The organism is Bradyrhizobium sp. CCGE-LA001 (genome assembly GCF_000296215.2).
Taxonomy (GTDB): Bacteria; Pseudomonadota; Alphaproteobacteria; order Rhizobiales; family Xanthobacteraceae; genus Bradyrhizobium.
Window position 1 is genome coordinate 2,081,388 of record NZ_CP013949.1, and the last position, 20,359, is coordinate 2,101,746.

A 20,359-nucleotide genomic window follows, 5' to 3' on the forward strand; every position below is an offset into this window, starting at 1 on the left:
CGCATGAACCCTTCCGAGATCGATAAAATCTTCCGCGACGAGGCGGGGCGTGCACTTGCCACGCTGATCCGTCTCGTCGGCGATTTTGATCTCGCCGAGGATGCGCTCCAGGATGCCTTTGCCGTCGCGCTGAAACGCTGGCCGGCATGCGAGATCCCCGACAATCCGCGCGCCTGGCTGGTCAATGTCGCCAAGCACAAGGTAATCGACCGCATCCGCCGCCAGGCTGTCTTTCGCGGCAAGCAGCAGGCGCTGGTGCACGAGCTCGAGCTGAACGCGCAGGCGCCGGACGAACCGCCGGCAATGCTCGACGACGACATGCTCAGGCTGATCTTCATCTGCTGCCATCCGGCGTTCGCGGCCGAGGTCCAGGTCGCGTTGACGCTGCGCACCGTCTGCGGGCTGTCGACGGCGCAGGTCGCCCGCGCCTTCCTCGTCAGCGAGGAGGCGATGGCACAGCGCCTCGTCCGCGCCAAGCAGAAGATCCGCCTTGCGGGCATCCCCTATGAGGTGCCGGAGCGCGCCGCGCTGGCGCCGCGGCTCGACGGCGTGCTCGCGGTGATCTATCTCGTCTTCACCGAGGGCTATGTCGCAACGTCGGGCACGGACCTGATGCGGCCTGATCTCGCCGTCGAGGCCATCAGGCTCGGCCGCCTGCTGGACCGGTTGATGCCAGATCGCGCCGGCATCAAGGGCCTGCTGGCCTTGATGCTGCTGCACGACGCGCGGCGCGCGGGGCGGCAGACGCCGGCCGGCGACATCGTGCTGCTCGAAGAGCAGGACCGCGCGCTGTGGGACCGCGCGCAGATCGAGGATGGCCTGAGATTGGTGGAGGATGCGCTACGCCTGCCGGGCCGGCCGCAGCCCTATGCCGTGCAGGCGGCGATCGCGGCGCTGCATGCCCGCGCGAGCAGCTTCGTGGAGACCGACTGGCCGCAGATCGCGGGGCTCTACGAAGTGCTGCTGCGCATCAGTCCTTCGCCGGTAGTCGAACTGAACCATGCCGCAGCGGTGTCGATGGTCGACGGACCTTCACGCGCACTGGCTCTCGTCGATGCCATCGCCGGACGCGGCGGGCTCGACGGTTATGAGCTCATGCCTGCGGTGCGGGCGGATCTGTTGCGGCGGCTCGGCCGCAAGGCGGAGGCGCGCGAGGCCTATCGCGCGGCGACGGCGGCGACACAGCTGGAGCCCTTGCGGCGGCTGTATGCGCGGCGGGTGAGGGAGATGGGGTAGGGCCCTGGTGCCCCGGACGCAGCGCAGCGTCACTTCGACGATGCGCTGCAGAGCCGGGGCCCACCTCACGAACTGGGTCCCGGCTCTGCGCAGCAGCGCAAGAGCGCTGCAGCGCGTCCGGGACGCGAGAGAGAACTATGTCGCGGCCGTCACTTCGACGCGACCACCGTCGCCTCTGGCGGCAGGCTCGCGAGCAGCGCCTGCAATGTCGACAGCGTCGAATGGTCGGCGACGCCGTCCAGCCGCGCCGGGCGGAAATGGCGCTGGAAGGCGGTGACCACTTCCATGGTCGCGGCGTCGTATTTGCCGTTGAGCGGGACGCCATAGCCGTAGCGGGCGAGGGCCTGCTGCATGCTCAGCACCGCGTCGCTGATCGTGCCGAGCATCAGGCTCTCCCCGCGCACCACCGGCGCAGGCGTGACCCAGTGTCCGACGCCGGAATTAGCCAGCGAGTGCCACGGAAATTTCTCGCCGGGATCCTTCTTTCGCGCGGGCGCGACGTCGGAATGGCCGAGCACCCGGTGCGCCGGCACCTTGCGGCGGAGCATGATGCCGCGGCACAGCGCGATCACGGCGGCGATCTGGCGCAGCGGATATTCCGGATAACCCCAGTCGTGGCCGCGATTGATGATCTCGATGCCGATCGAGCAGGAATTGATGTCGTCCTCGCCGGCCCAGGAGGAGACCCCGGCGTGCCAGGCGCGCTTGGCTTCGGGCACGCATTGCACGATGCGGCCGTCCTCCAGCACGACATAATGCGCCGAGACTTCGGTTCCCGCGGTGCAGAGCCGCGCCAATGCACCCTCGACATCCGGCATGCCGGTGTAGTGCAGCACGATCATGTCGGGCTGCCGTCCCTTGTTGCGCTCCCCATGGTTTGGTGAGGGGATGATGTCGGAGACGGTCGAGGAATCCGGCTCGAACGTCCGCATGTTCGCTGCGGCCTTGGGAACCGGGAGGACGCGCTGACGCTTCGAATCAGATCCAGACGGCGTGGACGAACCGGACGACATGAACAGCTCGAGCAGGATGGAGAGTGGGGCAGGCCTTCTCTTTACTATTCCTTTACCCCCGCACCGCACGCAATCGCACGGCGCGGTTAACGCGTGCATTTTGTCCATGTGTGTGGATGAGGCATCACCACGCCGATACCTTTTCGACTTGTCGCGAGCCGATCAACGCTTTCTTAACGCTAAGCGCCGTTACTGAGAGATGAAGTGCCGACCCGCATCCGGAGGCGGCCAAAGCGTATTTTGGCTCGAAATCCCATGGCTGCCCGACAAATTCCACTGGGAACACTGGGTTTGCGGCCCGGGGCGACCGGGCTTGGTAACCATGCTGGAAGAGGGCTTGGTCGTGGAACCGCCGCGACGCGGAATCATTCGAGGCGTGATGGGCTTGTTCGTCCGCGATCCGGCATGGCCGGCGTCAGACAGGCTTGGCACATGAGCTCGGCTCCGCACATTCCCGTTCTCGGCCGCGAGGCTGTCGACCACCTCGCCCCGCGCGCGGGCGGTATTTACGTCGACGCCACCTTCGGTGCGGGCGGCTACAGCCGCGCCATCCTCGAGGTGCCGGGAACCCGGATCATTGCCATTGATCGCGACCGCACCGCGATCACCGGCGGTGCCGAGCTGGTCGAACGCTCCGCCGGCAGGCTGACGCTGGTCGAGGACCGGTTCTCCAACCTCGCCGAGATCTGCGCGGCGCAGGGCCTCGATGGGGTCGATGGCGTGGTGATGGATGTCGGCGTGTCCTCGATGCAGCTCGACCAGGCCGGCCGCGGCTTCTCCTTCCGTCTCGATGGGCCGCTGGACATGCGGATGGGGCAGTCGGGTCCCACCGCCGCGGACGTCGTCGCGCGTGCCTCCGAAGGCGACCTCGCCGACATCATCTATCTCTTCGGCGAGGAGCGGCATTCACGTCGCATCGCCCGCGCCATCGTCGCGGACCGGCAGGAGACGCCGTTCACGACCACGCGCGCGCTTGCCGATCTCGTCGGCAGGGTGGTGCGATCCAAGCCCGGCGACATTCACCCGGCGACGCGGACGTTCCAGGCGCTGCGCATCTTCATCAACGAAGAGCTGGAAGAGCTTCAGACCGCGCTCGCTGCGGCCGAGCGTGTGCTCAGGCCCGGCGGCCGCCTCGTCGTCGTCTCGTTCCATTCGCTGGAAGACCGCATCGTCAAGAATTTCCTCGGCGCGCGGTCCAGGACCGGAGGCGGTTCGCGTCATCTGCCGGAAGTCGCGCAGATCGCGCCGAGCTTCCAACTGCTGACGCGGCGGCCGGTCGTCGCGGGTCAGGACGAGGTCGCGCACAATCCACGCGCCCGTTCGGCAAAGCTGCGCGCCGCTGAGCGCACTGCGGCGCCGGCGCATGAGGATGATGAGCCATCGTCCTGGCCGAGGCTCTCCGACGTCATGAGGGGCGGCTAGCGCATGCGCTTCATCCACCTTCTCGTCATCGGTGCGCTGATCTTCGCAGCCGCCCATGTCTACCGCATCAAGATGGACTCCACCGCGCGCACCGAGAAGGTGCTGCGACTGCGTGCAGAGATCCGCGAGCAGCGCGATGCGATCGCCTCGCTGCGCGCCGAGTGGGCCAAGCTCGATGCACCCCACCGCCTGCAAGGACTGTCTGACCGGCATCTGTCGCTCAAGCCGGTCAATGGCACGCAATATGACTCGCTGAAGAACCTGCCGGAGCGTCCGCCGCGGATGTTCCGGCCCGGCGAGCCCGACCCGATCGGAGCCATGCTCAAGACCATCGAAGCCGCGAGCGATCCCGATAGCGTCACGGGCTCCGTGCCTCAGCCGGAGGACAGTCAATGAGCGCCCTTCCGGCCAAGCCCACGGCAAAGCCCACCGAGCCCTGGCGGCAGCGGTTGATCCGCAGCCTGCTTTACGGACGCAACGTCGATCGCGCCGCGAAGGCGCGGGCGCGCGTCGGCCTCGCCATGCTCGCCTTCGCCTCGGTTTACGCCCTGATCGGCGGCCGCCTCGTGATGTTCGCGATCGGCGCCGACGCGCATGGAGCCCGCCGCGCCGCGGCGCAGGAGGTGGTTGCGACCGCCCGGCCCGACATCGTCGACCGCAATGGCGCGATCCTCGCCACCGACGTCAAGGCGTCGAGCCTGTTCGGCGAGCCGCGGCGCATCATCGACAAGGATGAGGCGATCGAGCTTCTGACGGCGACCATCCCCGACCTCGACGAGGCCGAGGTGCGTGAGCGCCTGAAGACGCGCAAGGGCTTCGTCTGGCTCAAGCGCGAGGTCACGCCCGCGCAGCAGCAGGCCGTCCACAAGCTCGGCATTCCCGGCATCGGATTTCTGCGCGAGAACAAGCGCGTCTATCCGACCGGCAATGAGGTCGCCCATTTGATCGGCCTCGTCAACATCGACAACCAGGGCATTGCCGGCCTTGAAAAGTGGCTCGACAACCAGGGCCTCGCCGATCTCCATCGCGCCGGCTTCGCCACCGACAGGCTGCAAAAGCCGATCGAGCTCGCGGTTGACCTGCGCGTCGAGCACGCGCTGCGCGACGAACTATTGAAGGCGAAGGAAAAATTCCACGCCAAGGCCGCCTCCGGTCTCGTCTCCAACGTCAAGACCGGGGAGATCGTGGCGATGGTCTCGCTGCCCGATTTCGATCCCAACAATCCGAAGGAAGCGCACGACCCCGATCGCATCAACCGCCTGACCACCGGTGTCTACGAGATGGGGTCGACCTTCAAGGCGTTTACGCTGGCAATGGGACTCGATTCCGGGAAGATCAATCTGAACTCGATGTGGGACGCACGCGGGAACCTGCACTACGGCAAGTTCACCATCCACGACAGCCATCCGCTCGGGCGCTTCATCAACACCAAGGAAGTGTTCACCTACTCGTCCAACATCGGCGCGGCACGGATCGCGCTCAACCAGGGCGTCGAGGCGCACAAGGCGTTCCTCGCCAAGATGGGCCAGATGACGCGCCTGCGCACGGAATTGCCGGAGAGCGCAGCGCCGCTGCTGCCGCGGCGCTGGAGCGAGCTGAACACGGTCACCGCCGCGTTCGGCCAAGGTCTCTCGGTGGCACCACTGCAGGCGGTGATGGGCATCAACGCGCTGGTGAACGGCGGCTATCTGATTCCGCCGACCTTCATGAAACGCAGCGAAGCCGAAGCGGCGGCGATGGCCAAGCGCGTGATCAAGCCGGAGACCAGCGACAAGATGCGGTTCCTGATGCGGCTCAATGCCGAAGTTGGTTCGGCGAGAAAGGCAGATGTCAGGGGGTATTATGTTGGCGGCAAGACCGGCACGTCCGAGAAGGTCGTCAACGGGCGCTATGCCAAGAAGCGCGTGCTCAACTCCTTCACTGCCATCCTGCCCTGCGACGATCCCAAATATCACGTCCTGATCATGCTGGACGAGCCACAGGCGCTGCCCGAAACGCATGGTTTCATCACCTCGGGCTGGAACACGGTGCCGACCGGCGGCAAGGTGATCGAGCGGATCGCGCCGCTGCTGGGCATCGAGCCGCGGTTCGATCTGCCGCCTGCGGACCGCCTTATTCTTGCAGCATCCAGGACAACCCAGTAATCAACCGGGTGGGCCGTTGCCGCCAGTGAGTCGGGGCTTTTTCGAAGCTTCAGTCGTCCGGCGCGGCATGTCGACTGGAAGACCATGAAGCTGTGCGACCTCCTGGGCAATGATGCCGCAATCGAGCCCGCCGCCGCGGCGCTCGATGTGAGCGGCCTTGCGCTCGACAGCCGTCAGGTCAGGCCGGGCGATCTCTTCTTCGCACTTGCAGGCAGCAAGACCGACGGCGCGCGCTTCGTCGATGCAGCCGTCGCCGCAGGCGCGGTGGCCGTCGTCGGCGACCATGCGCCTGATGACATCAAGGTTCCGTTCATCGCGGTGGCCAATCCGCGCCGCGCGCTGGCGCTGGCCGCGGCAAGCTTCTTTCCGGCACAGCCCGCGACCATCACTGCCGTGACCGGCACCAGCGGCAAGACCTCCGTCGCAGCCTTCACGCGCCAGATCTGGGAACGGCTGGGATACGCCTCCGCCAGCATCGGCACCATCGGCCTGGTCTCGCCCAAGCGCACCGTCTACGGTTCGCTGACAACGCCCGATCCGATCGCGCTGCATCGGCAGATCGACGAGATTGCGCGCGAGGGCGTGACGCATCTCGCCTTCGAGGCGTCCTCGCACGGCCTCGACCAATACCGTCTCGACGGCGTGCGTGTCTCGGCCGGCGGCTTCACCAATCTCTCGCGCGACCACATGGACTACCATCCGACCGTCGCGCATTACCTCGGGGCGAAGCTCCGCCTCTTCCGCGAACTGGTCGCCCCTGGCGGCGCCGCGGTGATCTCGGCCGATCATGATTGCTCGGCGGAGGCCGTCGATGCAGCGAAGGCGCGCGGCCTGCGCGTGATGGCGGTCGGCCGCAGCGGAGACGGGGCCGGCGAGGGCATTCGTCTCGCGGACGCCAGTGTCGCGGGCTTTTCGCAATTGCTCGCGCTCGAGCATCGCGGCAAGCGCTATTCCGTCCGGCTCCCGCTGGTCGGCGAGTTCCAGATCGAGAACGCGCTGGTATCGGCCGGTCTTGCCATCGGCACCGGCAGCGACGCGGCCGATGTGCTTGCGTGCCTCGAACATCTCGAAGGCGCCAAGGGCCGGCTCGAGCGTGTCGGCGAGCGCAACGGCGCGCCGATCTTCGTCGACTATGCGCACAAGCCCGACGCGCTGGCGAAGGCGCTGCAGGCGCTGCGCCCTTATGCCAAGCGCAGGCTGGTTGTCGTGTTCGGCGCCGGCGGCGATCGCGATGCCGGCAAGCGTTCGATCATGGGCGAGATCGCGGCCGAGAACGCCGATGGTGTCATCATCACCGACGACAATCCGCGCAGCGAGAAGCCGGAAGCGATCCGCGCCGCGATCCTCGCCACGGCCAAGGGCGCCCGCGAAATCGGCGACCGCGCCGCGGCGATCCGCGCGGCGATCGAGGATTTGCAGGAGGGCGACGCGCTGCTCATCGCCGGCAAGGGCCACGAGACCGGGCAGATCGTCGGCGGCCAGACGCTGCCCTTCAGTGATCACGAGGCGGTCGCCGCCGCACTAGCATCGAGGATTGCATGAGCGCGCCGATTTGGACGGTTGCCGAGGTGGCGCGCGCGCTGGGTGTTGTCGGAACATTCCCGGATACGCCCATCGACTTCATCACCCAGGACAGCCGCCTGGTGAAGCCGGGCAGCTTGTTCGTCGCGCTGAGCGGCACGCCGAGCGGCGGCTTCGTCTCGGCCTTCGCCAGCGCGCGTGACGGCTGGGAGTTCGCGGACAAGGCGGAAGCCTCTGGTGCGGTCGCGATGATCGTGCCGCACGAGATCGCAGGCATCCGCATTCCCCAGATCGTCGTGAAGGACACGCTGATCGATGGCCTCTGGGGTCTCGCGCGCGCCGCACGCGCGCGCTTTCGCGGTCCGGTGATCGGGCTGACCGGCAGCGCCGGCAAGACCAGCACCAAGGAATTCCTGGCGGCTTATCCAAACGCTTATGCCAGCCCGTCGAGCTTCAACAATTTCTGGGGCGTGCCGCTGACGCTGTGCAATGCCCGGCCTGACGCCAGCCTCTGGGTCGTCGAGATGGGCATGAACCAGAAAGGCGAGATCGCGCGGCTCAGCGAGCTGACGCAGCCGACGGTCGCGCTCGTCGTCAACGTCCAGCCGGTGCATCTGGAAAAGCTGGGCTCGCTCGAAGCCATCAGGCGCGAGAAGGTGTCGATTGCGCTCGGCCTGCCCGAGGACGGCGTGCTGGTGCTGCCCGCGGGGCTCAAAGCATCGGAATGGAAGGGCAAGGTGGTGCGCTTCGGCGAGCATGCCGAGGTGCACGAGGTCGCGCATGCGCCGCATGGCGAGAGCTGGCAGGTCGTGGCCATGATCGGCAAGAAGGAGATCGCCTTCAGCCTGACGCCCGGCGCGCCGCACCGCGTGCAGAATGCGTTGGCTGCGCTCGCCGCGATCCGCGCGGTGAACCTCGATGCGGCCACGCTCGCGATCAAGCTCGACCGCGTCGGCATCATGACCGGCCGCGGCGTCGAGCAGGCGGTCGGCGGCGTCACCGTCATCGACGACAGTTTCAACGGCAATCCGGCCAGCGTCGCTGCCGCGCTGCAAAGCCTGCAGGCGCGCAACATGACCGGCGGCCGGCGGATTGCGGTGCTCGGCGATATGCTGGAGCTGGGCGCTGACGCACCGACCTACCACACCGCCCTTGCCAAGCATCTCGACGGCATCGACGGCGTCTATTGCGTCGGGCCTCTGATGCGCCACCTCTTCGACCTGCTGCCGGCGGGCAAGGCGCTCGGCTGGCATGATGATCCCGCCACGCTGAAGCCGAGCGAGGTTGCGGGCCTGCTGAAGGCAGGCGACGTCGTGGTTGTCAAGGGCAGCAAGAAGATGTTCTGGGTCAACAAGTTTGTGCCGGGTCTGGTGGCCGCCTTGCAGGCAAAGGCGTAAACTGCTTGGAAGGCATCGTTCCCGAATCCCATCCATTGCGGCGCGAAGCCGTTCGTTTCCCTGAGGTCGCGTCCGACCGATGATGAAGACCAGCGAATGCGCGTGAGACACGTCGAGCCTGGGAATAGACCAAGGCCGCCTGTACGAAGCGCCATAGGACCGTCTGAATGTTTTACTGGCTGATCGAGCTCTCCAACACAATTCCGGGCTTCGGTGCGTTTCGCACGTTCCTGAACGTCTTCCGCTACATCACCTTCCGCACCGGCGGCGCCGTCGTCACCGGCGCGCTGTTCGTGTTCCTGTTCGGGCCCTGGATCATCGATCATCTGCGTATCCGGCAGGGCAAGGGCCAGCCGATTCGCACCGACGGTCCGCAATCGCACCTCGCCAAGAAGGGCACGCCCACTATGGGCGGCTTGATGATCCTGTCCGGCCTCACCGTCGGCACCGTGCTGTGGGCCAACCCGCTCAACCCCTATGTCTGGATCGTGCTGGCGGTGACGCTCGGCTTCGGCTTCGTCGGTTTCTATGACGACTACCTCAAGGTGACCAAGCAGACCACGACCGGGTTCGGCAGCAAGCTTCGCCTGCTGATCGAGGCGGTGATCGCGCTGGTCGCCTGCTACGCCCTGGTGCGGCTGAACCGCGATCCCGCCTCGACCGCGCTGACGGTTCCATTCCTGAAGGACACGGTACTGCATTTCGGCTGGTTCTTCGTCGTCTTTGGCGCCTTCGTCATCGTCGGCGCCGGCAATGCCGTGAACCTCACCGATGGCCTCGACGGCCTCGCCATCGTCCCCGTGATGATCGCCACCGCGAGCTTTGCGATGATCGCCTATCTCGCCGGCAACGCGGTCTTCGCCGAATATCTCCAGATCAAATATGTCGCGGGCACCGGCGAGCTCGCGGTGCTCTGCGGTGCACTCTTGGGCGCAGGCCTCGGCTTCCTCTGGTTCAACGCGCCGCCGGCCTCGATCTTCATGGGCGATACCGGCTCGCTCGCGCTCGGCGGAATGCTCGGCGCCATCGCGGTCGCGGTGAAGCACGAGATCGTGCTCGCGGTCATCGGCGGCCTGTTCGTGCTGGAGGCGGTCTCCGTCATCGTGCAGGTGGTGTCGTTCAAGCTCACGGGCAAGCGCATCTTCCGCATGGCGCCGATCCATCACCATTTCGAGCAGCTCGGCTGGACCGAGCCGCAGATCGTAATCCGCTTCTGGATCATCTCGGTGATGCTGGCGCTTGCCGGCCTGTCGACGCTGAAGCTGCGGTGATCGATCGATGATCCCCGTCACGTCCTTCGCCGGCAAAACCGTCGCGGTGTTCGGTCTCGGCGGCTCGGGCCTCGCCTCCTGCCACGCGCTCAAAGCCGGTGGCGCCGAGGTGATCGCGGCCGACGATAATGCTGACAACGTCACCAAGGCCGCGCAGGCCGGTTTCATCACCGCGGATTTGCGCAATCTCACCTGGACGAATTTCGCCGCCCTCGTGCTCGCGCCCGGCGTGCCGCTGACCCATCCGATGCCGCATTGGAGCGTGCTGAAGGCGCGCGAAGCGGGGGTCGAAGTAATCGGCGACATCGAGCTGTTCTGTCGCGAGCGGCGCCGCCACGCACCGGATGCGCCATTCGTCGCCATCACCGGCACCAACGGCAAGTCGACCACGACGGCCCTGATCGCGCACCTGACCAAGGTCGCCGGCTACGACACCCAGATGGGCGGTAACATCGGCACCGCGATCCTGTCGCTGGAGCCGCCGCGCATGGGCCGCGTCCACGTCATCGAGATGTCGTCCTATCAGATCGATCTCACCCCCTCGCTCGATCCCTCCGTCGGCATTTTGCTCAACGTCAGCGAAGATCACATCGACCGCCATGGCACGATCGCGCACTACGCCGCGGTGAAGGAGCGGCTCGTCGCCGGCGTGCAGGCGGGCGGCACCGCGATCGTCGGCGTCGACGACGGGTTTTGCCGCGACATCGCGGATCGGCTCGACCGTGCCGGCAAGAACGTGGATCGCATCTCGGTGAAGAATCCGCTGGCGAGCGGCATTCATGTCGAGCATGGCAATATCGTGCGTGCATCGGGTGGGGCCCGCACCGAAGTCGCCGAACTCGCTGGCATCGGATCATTGCGCGGCCTGCACAACGCTCAGAACGCGGCGGCGGCATCTGCCGCGGCGCTGGCGCTGGGCATCAGCCTCGATGTGCTCCAGAGCGGCCTGCGCAGCTTTCCAGGCCTTGCGCACCGCATGGAGCAGGTCGGACGCCGCGGCAACGTGCTGTTCGTCAACGATTCCAAAGGCACCAACGCGGACGCCACCGCGCACGCGCTGTCGTCCTTTTCGGACATCTTCTGGATCGCCGGCGGCAAGCCGAAGGCGGGCGGCATCACTGGCCTGACCGGCTTCTTCCCACGCATCCGCAAGGCCTATCTGATCGGCGAGGCCGCGCAGGAATTTTCGGGTACGCTGGGCACGCAGGTGGCGCACGAGATCAGCCAGACCCTCGATGTCGCCGTCGATCACGCTGCACGCGATGCGGAAGCCGCGGGCCTCACCGATGCCGTCGTGCTGCTGTCGCCCGCCTGCGCCTCCTTCGACCAGTACCGCAACTTCGAAATCCGCGGCACCAAGTTCCGCGAGCTGGTGCAGGCGTTGCCGGGCGTGAAACCGGTGGTGTGACGCCCTCTCGTGTCCCGGACGCGCGTAGCGCGAGCCGGGATCCAGAAGCCGCGGTGGGCCCCGGCTCTGCAGCGCACCGCAAGAGCGCTGCGCTGCGTCCGGGGCACGAGACTCTTGAAAACTTGAACGATTCATTAACCCTGCGGTAACCAACCTCGGCGACCAATGGACGGACCTCTGTCCGAAAGCGGCCGCCCATGCTCTCCCGTGAAGAACGCACCCCCTTTTCCGAATGGTGGTGGACCGTCGACAAGCCGCTGATGGGCGCCATCCTGGGGCTGATGCTGACCGGCGTGATCCTGTCGCTGGCGGCGAGCCCGCCGGTTGCGACCCGGATCGGGCTCGATCCCTTCCATTTCTTCAGCCGCCATGTGCTGTTCTTGTTGCCGTCCTGCATCGTGCTGCTCGGGGTCTCCTTCCTGTCGCCGCGCGCGATCCGCCGCTCGGCCCTGATCATCTTCGCAGCGAGCATCATCCTGATCGTGCTCACTCTCGCCATCGGCCCGGAGGTGAAGGGCTCGCGGCGCTGGATCACGCTGCTCGGCGTCAACATCCAGGCCTCCGAAATCGCAAAACCGTCCTTCGTCGTTATCGCCGCCTGGCTGTTCGCGGAATCGACCAAGCGGCCGGAGATGCCGGCGACCTCGATGGCCGTGGCGCTGCTCCTGATGCTGGTGGCCCTGCTGGTGATGGAGCCGGACTTCGGCCAGACCATGCTGATCCTGATGGTGTGGGGCTCGCTGTTCTTCATCGCGGGCATGCGCATGATCTGGGTGTTCGGTCTCGCAGGCCTCGGCGCGGCCGGCCTGTTCAGCGCCTATCTGTTCGTTCCGCACGTCGCAGGCCGCATCAAGCGCTTCATGAACCCGGCCTCGGGCGACACCTTCCAGGTCGATACTGCCATGGAGGCCTTCTACAATGGCGGCTGGTTTGGCCTCGGACCGGGCGAGGGAATTGCAAAACGCAGCCTGCCGGACAGCCATACCGACTTCGTGTTCGCGGTCGCGGCCGAAGAGTTCGGCATCATCCTGTGCCTGGCCATGCTGGCGCTGTTCACCTTCGTCGTGATGCGCACGCTGTCGCGCGCCTATGCCAATGAGGACATGTTCTCGCGCTTCGCCGCCTCCGGCCTTGCGATCCTGTTCGGCGTGCAGGCGGCGATCAACATGTCTGTCAACCTCCAGCTCATCCCCGCCAAGGGCATGACGCTGCCGTTCATTTCCTATGGTGGCTCCTCGATCGTGTCGTTGGCCTATGGCGTTGGCATGATGCTGGCCCTGACGCGGCTGCGCCCGCGCACGGAGGTCGAGGCGAGCGGCCACGCCGAGGCGATGCGCAGTTACGCGTGAGATGTCTCGTGTCCCGGACAAGCGCAGCGAAGCGGAGCGCAGAGCCGGGACCCAGAATGCCGCAATCTTGGGCCCCGGTTCAGCAGCCACGCTGTGAACGACAGCGCGCTGCGCTGCGCCCGGGGCACGCACGGTGGAGCCGGCTCGCAATGCCGAGCAAGTCCCTGTAGAACCCCACGTCATGGACACGTCCCCCTTGATTCTTCTCGCCGCGGGCGGCACCGGCGGCCATCTGTTTCCGGCCGAGGCGCTTGGCGTCGAATTGATCCGGCGCGGCTTTCGCGTCCGCCTCGTCACCGACGAGCGCGCGCTGCGCTATAGCGGACTATTCAGCAAGGACATGATCGACGTCGTCAGGAGCGAGACTGCGCGCGGCCGCAATCCGCTCCAGCTTGCCTATGCCGGCCTCACGCTCGCCGCCGGCACGCTCTCGGCCTACGTCCTGATCAGGCGGTTGAAGCCTGTGGCCGTCGTCGGCTTCGGCGGCTATCCGACGCTGCCGCCGCTGGTCGCGGCGAAATTCGCCGGCGTGCCCGGGATTATTCACGACGCCAATGCCGTGCTCGGGCGCGCCAACCGGTTCCTGTCGAGCCGCGTCCGCGCCATCGCGACGTCCTTGCCCGGCGTGCTCGACCGCGATCCGGCGCTGGCGGCGAAGACCACGACCGTCGGCACGCCGATGCGGCCGGCGATCCTCGCAGCCGCTGCGGTGAATTACGTTGCACCCGACGCGAACGGTCCGCTGCGGCTGCTCGTGGTCGGCGGCAGCCAGGGCGCGCGCATCATGGCCGACATCGTGCCCGGCGCGATCGAGCGGCTCGAGCCGGCGCTATGGGGCCGCCTCATCCTCACCCAGCAGGTGCGCGAGGAGGACATGAGCCGCGTGCGCGCGGTCTATGACAAGCTCAAGATCAAGGCCGAGCTCGCACCCTTCTTCACGGATTTGCCGGCGCGGCTCGCCTCCAATCATCTCGTGGTGTCGCGCTCCGGCGCGGGCACCGTCGCCGAGCTCGCCGCGATCGGCCGGCCCTCGATCCTGGTGCCGCTGCCCGGCTCGATCGATCAGGACCAGTTCGCCAATGCAGGCGTGCTGGCCAAGGTCGACGGCGCCATCCGCGTCCCGCAGACCGAGTTCACCTCCGATCGTCTCGCCTCGGAAATCTCCGCATTCGCCGCCGAGCCCGCGCGCCTCGCCCGCATGGCCGAAGCCGCCCGCGGCGCCGGCCGGCTCGATGCGGCCGAGCGGCTGGCCGATCTCGTGGTGAAAGTCGCGGGAATCTGACGGCTGTTCCGCCCCAGATGGCCAAAAAAGCCCCTTGTCATGCCCCACGAAAGGGGGGCATCCAGTATCCGACGCAGCTGATTTGAATCTCTGGCGTCGCGGAGTACTGGATCGTCCGCCGTCGCGGACGATGACCCCGAGGAAACCACATGAGACTGCCGCGCGAGATCGGACCCATCCACTTCGTCGGGATCGGCGGGATCGGCATGAGCGGCATCGCCGAGGTGCTGGTCAATCTCGGCTATGCCGTGCAGGGCTCGGACGCCTCCGACAATTACAATCTCGACCGTCTGCGCAAGAAGGGTGCGAAGGTCTCGGTCGGCCACAAGGCGGAGAACGTCGATGGCGCCGAAGTCGTCGTCGTCTCCACCGCGATCAAGCGCGACAATCCGGAATTGATGGCGGCGCGCGAGCGCCGCATTCCCGTGGTGCGGCGGGCCGAGATGCTGGCCGAGCTGATGCGGCTGAAGAGCTGCGTCGCCATCGCCGGCACCCACGGCAAGACCACGACCACCACGATGGTCGCAACGCTGCTCGATGCCGGCGGCCTCGACCCGACCGTCATCAATGGCGGTATCATCAACGCCTACGGCTCCAACGCGCGGCTGGGAGCCGGCGACTGGATGGTGGTGGAGGCCGACGAGAGCGACGGCACGTTCCTGAAGCTGCCGACCGATGTCGCGATCGTCACCAATGTCGATCCCGAGCATCTCGATCACTTCAAGACCTTCGACGCCGTGCAGGACGCGTTCTGCCATTTCGTCGAGAACCTGCCGTTCTACGGCTTCGCCGTGATGTGCATCGATCATCCCGTTGTGCAGAGCCTCGTCGGCAGGATCGAGGATCGGCGCATCATCACCTACGGCGAGAACCCGCAGGCCGATGCGCGGCTGGTCGATCTCACCGCGGGCGGCGGCGGCTCGAAGTTCAAGGTGGTGATCCGAGACCGCAAGAGCGGAGCCGTGCACGAGATCGCCGACCTCGCGCTGCCGATGCCGGGCCGGCACAACGCCTCGAACGCGACGGCGGCGATCGCGGTCGCGCACGAGCTCGGCGTGTCGGACGAGGCGATCCGAAAAGCGATGGCCGGCTTCGGCGGCGTCAAGCGGCGCTTCACCAAGACTGGCGAATGGAACGGCGTCACCGTGATCGACGATTACGGTCATCATCCCGTCGAGATCGCCGCGGTGCTGAAGGCGGCGCGCGATTCCTATACCGGCAAGGTGATCGCCGTGGTGCAGCCGCACCGCTACACCCGCCTGCAATCGCTGTTCGAGGAGTTCTGCACCTGCTTCAACGATGCCGACGCGGTGGTGGTCGCCGACGTCTATGCCGCCGGCGAAGCGCCGATCGAGGGCATCGATCGCGATCATTTCGTCATGGGTCTGCGCGCCCATGGCCACCGTGAGGTGATCCCGCTGCCGGCAGCCTCGGAGCTTGCGGGCATCGTCCAGGGGGTGGCAAAGCCGGGCGATCTCGTCGTGTGCTTGGGGGCCGGCAACATCACGCAATGGGCGTACGCCTTGCCGGATCAATTGAAGGCGCTGGGGTAGGGCGGTGGGTTTTCCCGACATCACGCCTGACCTCAAAGCCGCGATGCCCGAGCTTCGCGGCCGGCTGCTCGCCAACCAGTCGCTGGCCGAGCTCACCTGGTTTCGCGTCGGCGGCCCGGCGCAGGTGCTGTTCACGCCCGCGGACGAGGACGATCTCGCCTATTTCCTCGCGCATCTTGCGCCCGACATCCCGGTCTACGTCGTCGGCGTCGGCTCCAACCTCATCGTGCGCGACGGCGGGATTGCAGGCGTGGTGATCCGCCTTGCGCCGCGCGCCTTCGGCGAGGCGACCGCGAACGGTGATGTGGTCACTGCCGGCGCGGCGGCGCTCGACAAGCGCGTGGCGGAAGTTGCGGCCGCCGCCAATATCGGCGGGCTCGAATTCTACTTCGGCATTCCCGGCACGATCGGCGGCGCGCTGCGCATGAATGCGGGCGCCAATGGCGGTGAGACCAAGGACGTGCTGATCGAGGCGCGGGGCGTCGGGCGCGACGGCAGCAAGCACGTCTTCTCCAACGCCGACATGAAGTTCGTCTACCGCAATAGCGGCGTCGATCCCTCCATCATCTTCACCTCCGCGCGCTTTCGCGGCGAGATCCGGGACGCGGACGCGATCCGCGCGCGGATGGCGGAGGTTCAGAGCCACCGCGAGACCGCCCAGCCGATCCGCGAGAAGACCGGCGGCTCGACCTTCAAGAATCCGCCCGGCCATTCCGCCTGGAAGCTGGTCGACGCCGCCGGCTGCCGCGGCCTGCGCATCGGCGGCGCGCAGGTCTCGGAAATGCACTGCAATTTCCTGATCAACACGGGCGATGCTACCGCGCACGACATCGAGATGCTGGGCGAGACCGTGCGCGAGCGCGTGAAGGCGAATTCCGGAATTGAGCTACACTGGGAAATCAAGCGGATCGGGGTTTCATGATTCCCGTCATTCCGGAATGCGCCGATAGGCGCAGGCTTGGAATCCATAACCCCAGGCTGTGGTTATGGATTCTCAGATGCGCAATTGCGCATCGCAGCTCGCGACTTCGTCGCGCCCCGGAATGACGAACGAGAGAGATTGCGGACTATGAACATGCGCATCACCATCCTCTTCGGCGGCTCCAACCGGGAACGTCTGGTTTCCGTCGCCTCGGCTCAGGCGCTGCATCAGGCACTGCCCGAGGCCGATCTGTGGTGGTGGGACGTCGAGGACAAGGTGCATGTGGTGCAGTCGAAGCAACTGCTCGACCATGCCCGTCCGTTCGAGGACGAGTTCAAGCCAGGTACGCGTGGCATTCCGCTGGAGCAGGCACTCGACCAAGCCAAGGCGGAAGGCCGCGTGCTGGTGCTCGGCCTGCATGGCGGGCGCGCCGAGAACGGCGAATTGCAGGTGATGTGCGAGGTCCGCGGGGTGCCGTTCACCGGCTCCGGCTCGGCATCCTCGCATCTTGCCTTTGACAAAATCGCGGCCAAGCATTTTGCCGCCCTCGGCGGCGTGACACCGCCGGAAAATGTTGCGCTCGACAAGATCGACGAAGCCTTCGCCGAGTATGGCAGGCTGATCGCAAAGCCGGCGCGCGACGGATCGAGCTACGGCCTCATCTTCGTCAATGCCAAGCAGGATCTCGTCGCCGTGCGCAATGCCGCCAAGCACGAGGAGTACGTGATCGAGCCCTACATCGCCGGCGTCGAGGCGACCTGCGGCGTGCTGGAGCGCACCGACGGCTCGATCATCGCGCTGCCGCCGATCGAGATCATTCCCGGCGAGGGCAATTTCGACTACGCCGCAAAATATCTCCTGAAGTCGACCCAGGAGATCTGCCCCGGCCGCTTTGCGCCCGAGATCACGGCCGCGCTGAAGCAGCAGGCGATCGCGGCGCACCGCGCGATGTCCTGCACCGGCTATTCGCGGTCCGACTTCATTGTCTCGGACAAGGGCCTCGTCTATCTCGAAACCAACACGCTCCCCGGATTGACGAAGTCGTCGCTCTACCCAAAGGCGCTGAAGGCCGAAGGCATCGCGTTCGTCGACTTCCTGCGCGGTCTGATCGAGCTCGCCGAGCGGCGGGTGCGGAAATAATTAGGACTGGTTAACGGCCGGACGGCCGAAATGGCCCGGTTTGGGCACCAAAACCGGTAAAATGCCGGACATCGCGGCCTAAATGCCAGATTTCGCCGGGCAAAAAGCATCCCGCGTTAACGAATTTTACCTTTTGTTTACCAGGACGTCCGAAGGTTAACGCTGGCGGCGCATATGGCGTTTTGGCTGCCGGCGCGTGAGCTGTTTGCGGTGATGTCACCGCCAGCGAGCGTTTTGCAGGGGAGAGGCTTCATCTGCTGAAGACCAGCACCCGGCCCGGCAAGTCCCAGACGTCATGTTCGCCAGGTCCCGCGCGGTGTCGCGGACAAACTGTTGACGAGCTCGTGCAATGGATGGTGCAGGAAGCCTCACCCGGTCGTTTCTGAGATCGCTGAGGCCCCAAGCTGACCTGAAGGCGGCCGCTATCGGAGCGGTCGTGCTTCTGCGCGAGTGGATGCAGGACAAGCGCATCGAGGCGCGGGCCGCTGCCAACGATAAGATCAAGACCAGGGCCAAGGCGAAAGCCGTCATCGAGCGCGAGCCGCCGCCGCGCATGGTCGCGCTGGTCGAGCGCTATCTGCCGCACCGGGTCGGACTCAGCATGACCGTGCTGCTGCTGATCGGAAGCTGCGGCTTCGGCATCGTCAAGGGCGGCCATCTCCAGGATTTCATCACCGCGGTCAGCGATGCCCGCAACGCGCTGGCCAATTCGGCCGGCTTCCGCATCACCTCCGTCGTGATCAACGGCCGCAAGCAGCTGACCCAGGACGAGATCCTCGCCATCGGCGGCGTCAGCGGCCGCTCCTCGCTGCTGTTCCTCGACGCCGAGGCGGTTCGCGACAAGCTCAAGGCCAATCCCTGGATCGCCGATGCGACCGTGCTTAAGCTCTATCCGGGCCAGCTCATGATCGAGCTCACCGAGCGCAAGGCGTTCGCGCTGTGGCAGGAGGCTGGCCGGCTCTCCGTCATCGCCGACGACGGCGCCGTGCTCGAACCCTACGTCTCGCGCCGCTTCCTGTCGCTGCCGCTCGTGGTCGGCAAGGGCGCCGACACGCAGGCGCGCGATTTCCTCGCACTGCTGGCGCGCTATCCGCAGGTCAATTCGGTGACCAAGGCCGCGGTTTATGTCGGCGAGCGGCGCTGGAACCTGAGGCTCAAGGACGGGCTCGACATCCGCCTGCCGGAGCAGGACGTCGGCAACGCGCTTGCGATGCTGTCCAAGCTCGACAAGGAGGAAAGGCTGTTCTCCCGCGACATCGTCGCCGTCGACATGCGCCTGCCCGATCGCTTCGTGGTGCAGCTGTCCGAGGACGCCGCCAAGGCGCGCGAAGAGCAGTTCAAGGACAAGAAGAAAAAGAAGGCCGGGGATTCCGCATGACCGGTCTCGATCGCACCCAGACCCCGAAGACGCGCCCGATGCCGCACAAGCGCGGCGGCCTCGTCGCCTGCCTCGATATCGGCACCAGCAAGATCGCCTGCATGATCGCGCGGCTGAAGCCGTCGCCGCCGAGCGATGCGCTGCGCGGCCGCACTCACGCGGTGGAATTGATCGGTTACAGCCAGATCCAGTCGCGCGGCATGAAGGCCGGCGCGGTGATCGATCTCGGTGAATGCGAGCAGGCGGTGCGCCAGGCCGTCGGGCTCGCGGAGAAGATGGCCAAGGTTCGCGTCGAGTCCGTGCTGCTGTCGGTCTCCGGCGGCCGGCTGGCTGGCCAACTGGTCGAAGCCGCTGCCGACATCCGCGGCGGCGCCGTCACGCCCGCCGACGTCAGCCGCGTCACCTCCACGGGCATGCGCCACGCCACCGGCGAAGGCCGCACCGTGCTGCACGCGCTGCCGGTCGGCTACACGCTCGATGGCGTCAAGGGCATCCGCGATCCCCGCGGCATGGTCGCACACCAGTTCGGCGTCGACATGAACGTCGTCACCTGCGAAGCCACTGTGGCGCGGAACCTGATGCTGGCGGTCGAACGCTGCCACATCAATGTCGAAGCCATGGCAGCGAGCCCTTACGTGGCCGGCCTCTCGGTGCTGACCGACGACGAGGCCGATCTCGGCGCCGCGGTCGTCGAGATGGGCGCCGGCACCACCACGATAGCCGTTTATTCAGGCGGCCGTTTCGTGCATGCGGCGGGTTTTGCGGTCGGCGGGCAACACATCACGATGGATCTTGCGCGCGGACTCTCCGCGACCATTGCCGATGCCGAGCGAATCAAGACGTTATACGGCACCGTCATCACCGGCGGATCGGACTCGCGTGAGCTGATGTCTGTGCCGACAGCCGGTGACGAGCAGGATCTGCCGCAGATCGTCTCCCGCGCCACCATCGCCAACATCGTCAAGCACCGTGCCGAGGAAGTCTTCGAAATGGTTCGGGACAAGCTGAAGGATTCGCCCTTCGCCGCAGAACCCAACGGCCGCGTCGTGCTCTCGGGCGGCGCCTCGCAGCTGACTGGCCTGGTCGAGCTCGGCACCCAGATTCTCGGCCGGCCCGTGCGGGTCGGACGTCCGCTCGGCTTCGGCCGGCTGCCCAACGAGGCGAAGAACGCCGCGTTCGCGGTGCCGGCCGGACTTCTCGTCTACCCGCAATATGTTCACCTCGAACATGTCGAACCGCGGCATACGCGGCAGCAGGTCAGGACAGGGACCGGCGGTTATTTCGGAAAGGTCGGACGATGGCTACGCGAGGGCTTCTGATGAC

The 20,359-nt window shown here is 66.3% G+C and carries 16 protein-coding genes; 15 read left to right on the forward strand and 1 reads right to left on the reverse strand.

The window, feature by feature from the left end; translation table 11 throughout:
- Nucleotides 1-3: 3 nt before the first annotated feature.
- Complete coding sequence (locus BCCGELA001_RS09960; protein WP_008556317.1) at nucleotides 4-1,236, forward strand: RNA polymerase sigma factor; 1,233 nt, start codon at nucleotides 4-6, stop codon at nucleotides 1,234-1,236.
- A gap of 149 nt (nucleotides 1,237-1,385) precedes the next feature.
- Here the strand turns inward: BCCGELA001_RS09960 and BCCGELA001_RS09965 are convergent, their stop codons facing one another.
- Nucleotides 1,386-2,168 (reverse strand): N-acetylmuramoyl-L-alanine amidase, encoded by a 783-nt coding sequence (locus BCCGELA001_RS09965; RefSeq protein ID WP_060735181.1) that lies wholly within the window; start codon nucleotides 2,166-2,168, stop codon nucleotides 1,386-1,388.
- Nucleotides 2,169-2,681: 513 nt separating this feature from the next.
- Here BCCGELA001_RS09965 and rsmH point away from each other — a divergent pair.
- The 14 genes from rsmH to ftsA all read left to right on the forward strand — a co-directional run bounded on the left by rsmH (nucleotide 2,682) and on the right by ftsA (nucleotide 20,355).
- The gene (gene rsmH, locus BCCGELA001_RS09970; RefSeq protein WP_060737583.1) at nucleotides 2,682-3,671 is read left to right on the forward strand and encodes a 16S rRNA (cytosine(1402)-N(4))-methyltransferase RsmH; all 990 of its coding nucleotides are present in this window, start codon (nucleotides 2,682-2,684) and stop codon (nucleotides 3,669-3,671) included.
- Nucleotides 3,672-3,674: 3 nt separating this feature from the next.
- Nucleotides 3,675-4,067: a cell division protein FtsL gene (ftsL, locus tag BCCGELA001_RS09975; RefSeq protein WP_060735182.1), complete on the forward strand. Its 393-nt coding sequence runs from the start codon at nucleotides 3,675-3,677 to the stop codon at nucleotides 4,065-4,067.
- Entirely contained in the window at nucleotides 4,064-5,815 is a 1,752-nt protein-coding gene (locus tag BCCGELA001_RS09980; RefSeq protein WP_060735183.1) for a peptidoglycan D,D-transpeptidase FtsI family protein, read from the forward strand. Before ftsL ends, BCCGELA001_RS09980 begins: the two co-directional genes overlap by 4 nt.
- An 84-nt stretch (nucleotides 5,816-5,899) precedes the next feature.
- Complete coding sequence (locus tag BCCGELA001_RS09985; protein ID WP_060735184.1) at nucleotides 5,900-7,357, forward strand: UDP-N-acetylmuramoyl-L-alanyl-D-glutamate--2,6-diaminopimelate ligase; 1,458 nt, start codon at nucleotides 5,900-5,902, stop codon at nucleotides 7,355-7,357.
- Entirely contained in the window at nucleotides 7,354-8,733 is a 1,380-nt protein-coding gene (locus BCCGELA001_RS09990) for a UDP-N-acetylmuramoyl-tripeptide--D-alanyl-D-alanine ligase (protein WP_060735185.1), read from the forward strand. The genes BCCGELA001_RS09985 and BCCGELA001_RS09990 overlap by 4 nt, the downstream gene beginning before the upstream one ends.
- Before the next feature lie 167 nt (nucleotides 8,734-8,900).
- Nucleotides 8,901-10,004, forward strand: coding sequence for a phospho-N-acetylmuramoyl-pentapeptide-transferase (gene mraY / locus BCCGELA001_RS09995; RefSeq protein ID WP_060735186.1), 1,104 nt, complete (start codon nucleotides 8,901-8,903; stop codon nucleotides 10,002-10,004).
- A 7-nt stretch (nucleotides 10,005-10,011) separates the two neighbouring features.
- Nucleotides 10,012-11,412: a UDP-N-acetylmuramoyl-L-alanine--D-glutamate ligase gene (gene murD / locus BCCGELA001_RS10000; RefSeq protein WP_060735187.1), complete on the forward strand. Its 1,401-nt coding sequence runs from the start codon at nucleotides 10,012-10,014 to the stop codon at nucleotides 11,410-11,412.
- A 197-nt stretch (nucleotides 11,413-11,609) separates the two neighbouring features.
- The gene (gene ftsW, locus BCCGELA001_RS10005; RefSeq protein ID WP_060735188.1) at nucleotides 11,610-12,761 is read left to right on the forward strand and encodes a putative lipid II flippase FtsW; all 1,152 of its coding nucleotides are present in this window, start codon (nucleotides 11,610-11,612) and stop codon (nucleotides 12,759-12,761) included.
- A gap of 181 nt (nucleotides 12,762-12,942) precedes the next feature.
- Nucleotides 12,943-14,043, forward strand: coding sequence for an undecaprenyldiphospho-muramoylpentapeptide beta-N-acetylglucosaminyltransferase (gene murG / locus BCCGELA001_RS10010; RefSeq protein ID WP_060735189.1), 1,101 nt, complete (start codon nucleotides 12,943-12,945; stop codon nucleotides 14,041-14,043).
- A gap of 149 nt (nucleotides 14,044-14,192) precedes the next feature.
- Nucleotides 14,193-15,596: a UDP-N-acetylmuramate--L-alanine ligase gene (gene murC, locus BCCGELA001_RS10015; RefSeq protein WP_008556376.1), complete on the forward strand. Its 1,404-nt coding sequence runs from the start codon at nucleotides 14,193-14,195 to the stop codon at nucleotides 15,594-15,596.
- 4 nt (nucleotides 15,597-15,600) lie between these two features.
- Nucleotides 15,601-16,518 carry a UDP-N-acetylmuramate dehydrogenase gene (murB, locus tag BCCGELA001_RS10020; protein ID WP_008556378.1) on the forward strand — a complete coding sequence of 306 codons (918 nt, stop codon included), beginning with the start codon at nucleotides 15,601-15,603 and terminating at the stop codon, nucleotides 16,516-16,518.
- Between the two features lie 153 nt (nucleotides 16,519-16,671).
- Nucleotides 16,672-17,658, forward strand: a complete 987-nt coding sequence (locus BCCGELA001_RS10025) for a D-alanine--D-alanine ligase family protein (RefSeq protein WP_008556380.1) — start codon at nucleotides 16,672-16,674, stop codon at nucleotides 17,656-17,658.
- Between the two features lie 349 nt (nucleotides 17,659-18,007).
- Nucleotides 18,008-19,036, forward strand: a complete 1,029-nt coding sequence (locus BCCGELA001_RS10030; protein WP_060735190.1) for a cell division protein FtsQ/DivIB — start codon at nucleotides 18,008-18,010, stop codon at nucleotides 19,034-19,036.
- Nucleotides 19,033-20,355, forward strand: coding sequence for a cell division protein FtsA (gene ftsA, locus BCCGELA001_RS10035; RefSeq protein ID WP_008556393.1), 1,323 nt, complete (start codon nucleotides 19,033-19,035; stop codon nucleotides 20,353-20,355). Before BCCGELA001_RS10030 ends, ftsA begins: the two co-directional genes overlap by 4 nt.
- Nucleotides 20,356-20,359: the final 4 nt, after the last annotated feature.

Excerpts from the sequence above, each read along its gene's own strand:
- BCCGELA001_RS09960 (WP_008556317.1), top strand. The coding sequence starts at position 4 with ATGAACCCTTCCGAGATCGATAAAATCTTCCGCGACGAGGCGGGGCGT.
- BCCGELA001_RS09965 (WP_060735181.1), bottom strand. The coding sequence starts at position 2,168 with ATGCGGACGTTCGAGCCGGATTCCTCGACCGTCTCCGACATCATCCCC.
- rsmH (WP_060737583.1), top strand. The coding sequence starts at position 2,682 with ATGAGCTCGGCTCCGCACATTCCCGTTCTCGGCCGCGAGGCTGTCGAC.
- ftsL (WP_060735182.1), top strand. The coding sequence starts at position 3,675 with ATGCGCTTCATCCACCTTCTCGTCATCGGTGCGCTGATCTTCGCAGCC.
- BCCGELA001_RS09980 (WP_060735183.1), top strand. The coding sequence starts at position 4,064 with ATGAGCGCCCTTCCGGCCAAGCCCACGGCAAAGCCCACCGAGCCCTGG.
- BCCGELA001_RS09985 (WP_060735184.1), top strand. The coding sequence starts at position 5,900 with ATGAAGCTGTGCGACCTCCTGGGCAATGATGCCGCAATCGAGCCCGCC.
- BCCGELA001_RS09990 (WP_060735185.1), top strand. The coding sequence starts at position 7,354 with ATGAGCGCGCCGATTTGGACGGTTGCCGAGGTGGCGCGCGCGCTGGGT.
- mraY (WP_060735186.1), top strand. The coding sequence starts at position 8,901 with ATGTTTTACTGGCTGATCGAGCTCTCCAACACAATTCCGGGCTTCGGT.
- murD (WP_060735187.1), top strand. The coding sequence starts at position 10,012 with ATGATCCCCGTCACGTCCTTCGCCGGCAAAACCGTCGCGGTGTTCGGT.
- ftsW (WP_060735188.1), top strand. The coding sequence starts at position 11,610 with ATGCTCTCCCGTGAAGAACGCACCCCCTTTTCCGAATGGTGGTGGACC.
- murG (WP_060735189.1), top strand. The coding sequence starts at position 12,943 with ATGGACACGTCCCCCTTGATTCTTCTCGCCGCGGGCGGCACCGGCGGC.
- murC (WP_008556376.1), top strand. The coding sequence starts at position 14,193 with ATGAGACTGCCGCGCGAGATCGGACCCATCCACTTCGTCGGGATCGGC.
- BCCGELA001_RS10025 (WP_008556380.1), top strand. The coding sequence starts at position 16,672 with ATGCGCATCACCATCCTCTTCGGCGGCTCCAACCGGGAACGTCTGGTT.
- BCCGELA001_RS10030 (WP_060735190.1), top strand. The coding sequence starts at position 18,008 with ATGGATGGTGCAGGAAGCCTCACCCGGTCGTTTCTGAGATCGCTGAGG.
- ftsA (WP_008556393.1), top strand. The coding sequence starts at position 19,033 with ATGACCGGTCTCGATCGCACCCAGACCCCGAAGACGCGCCCGATGCCG.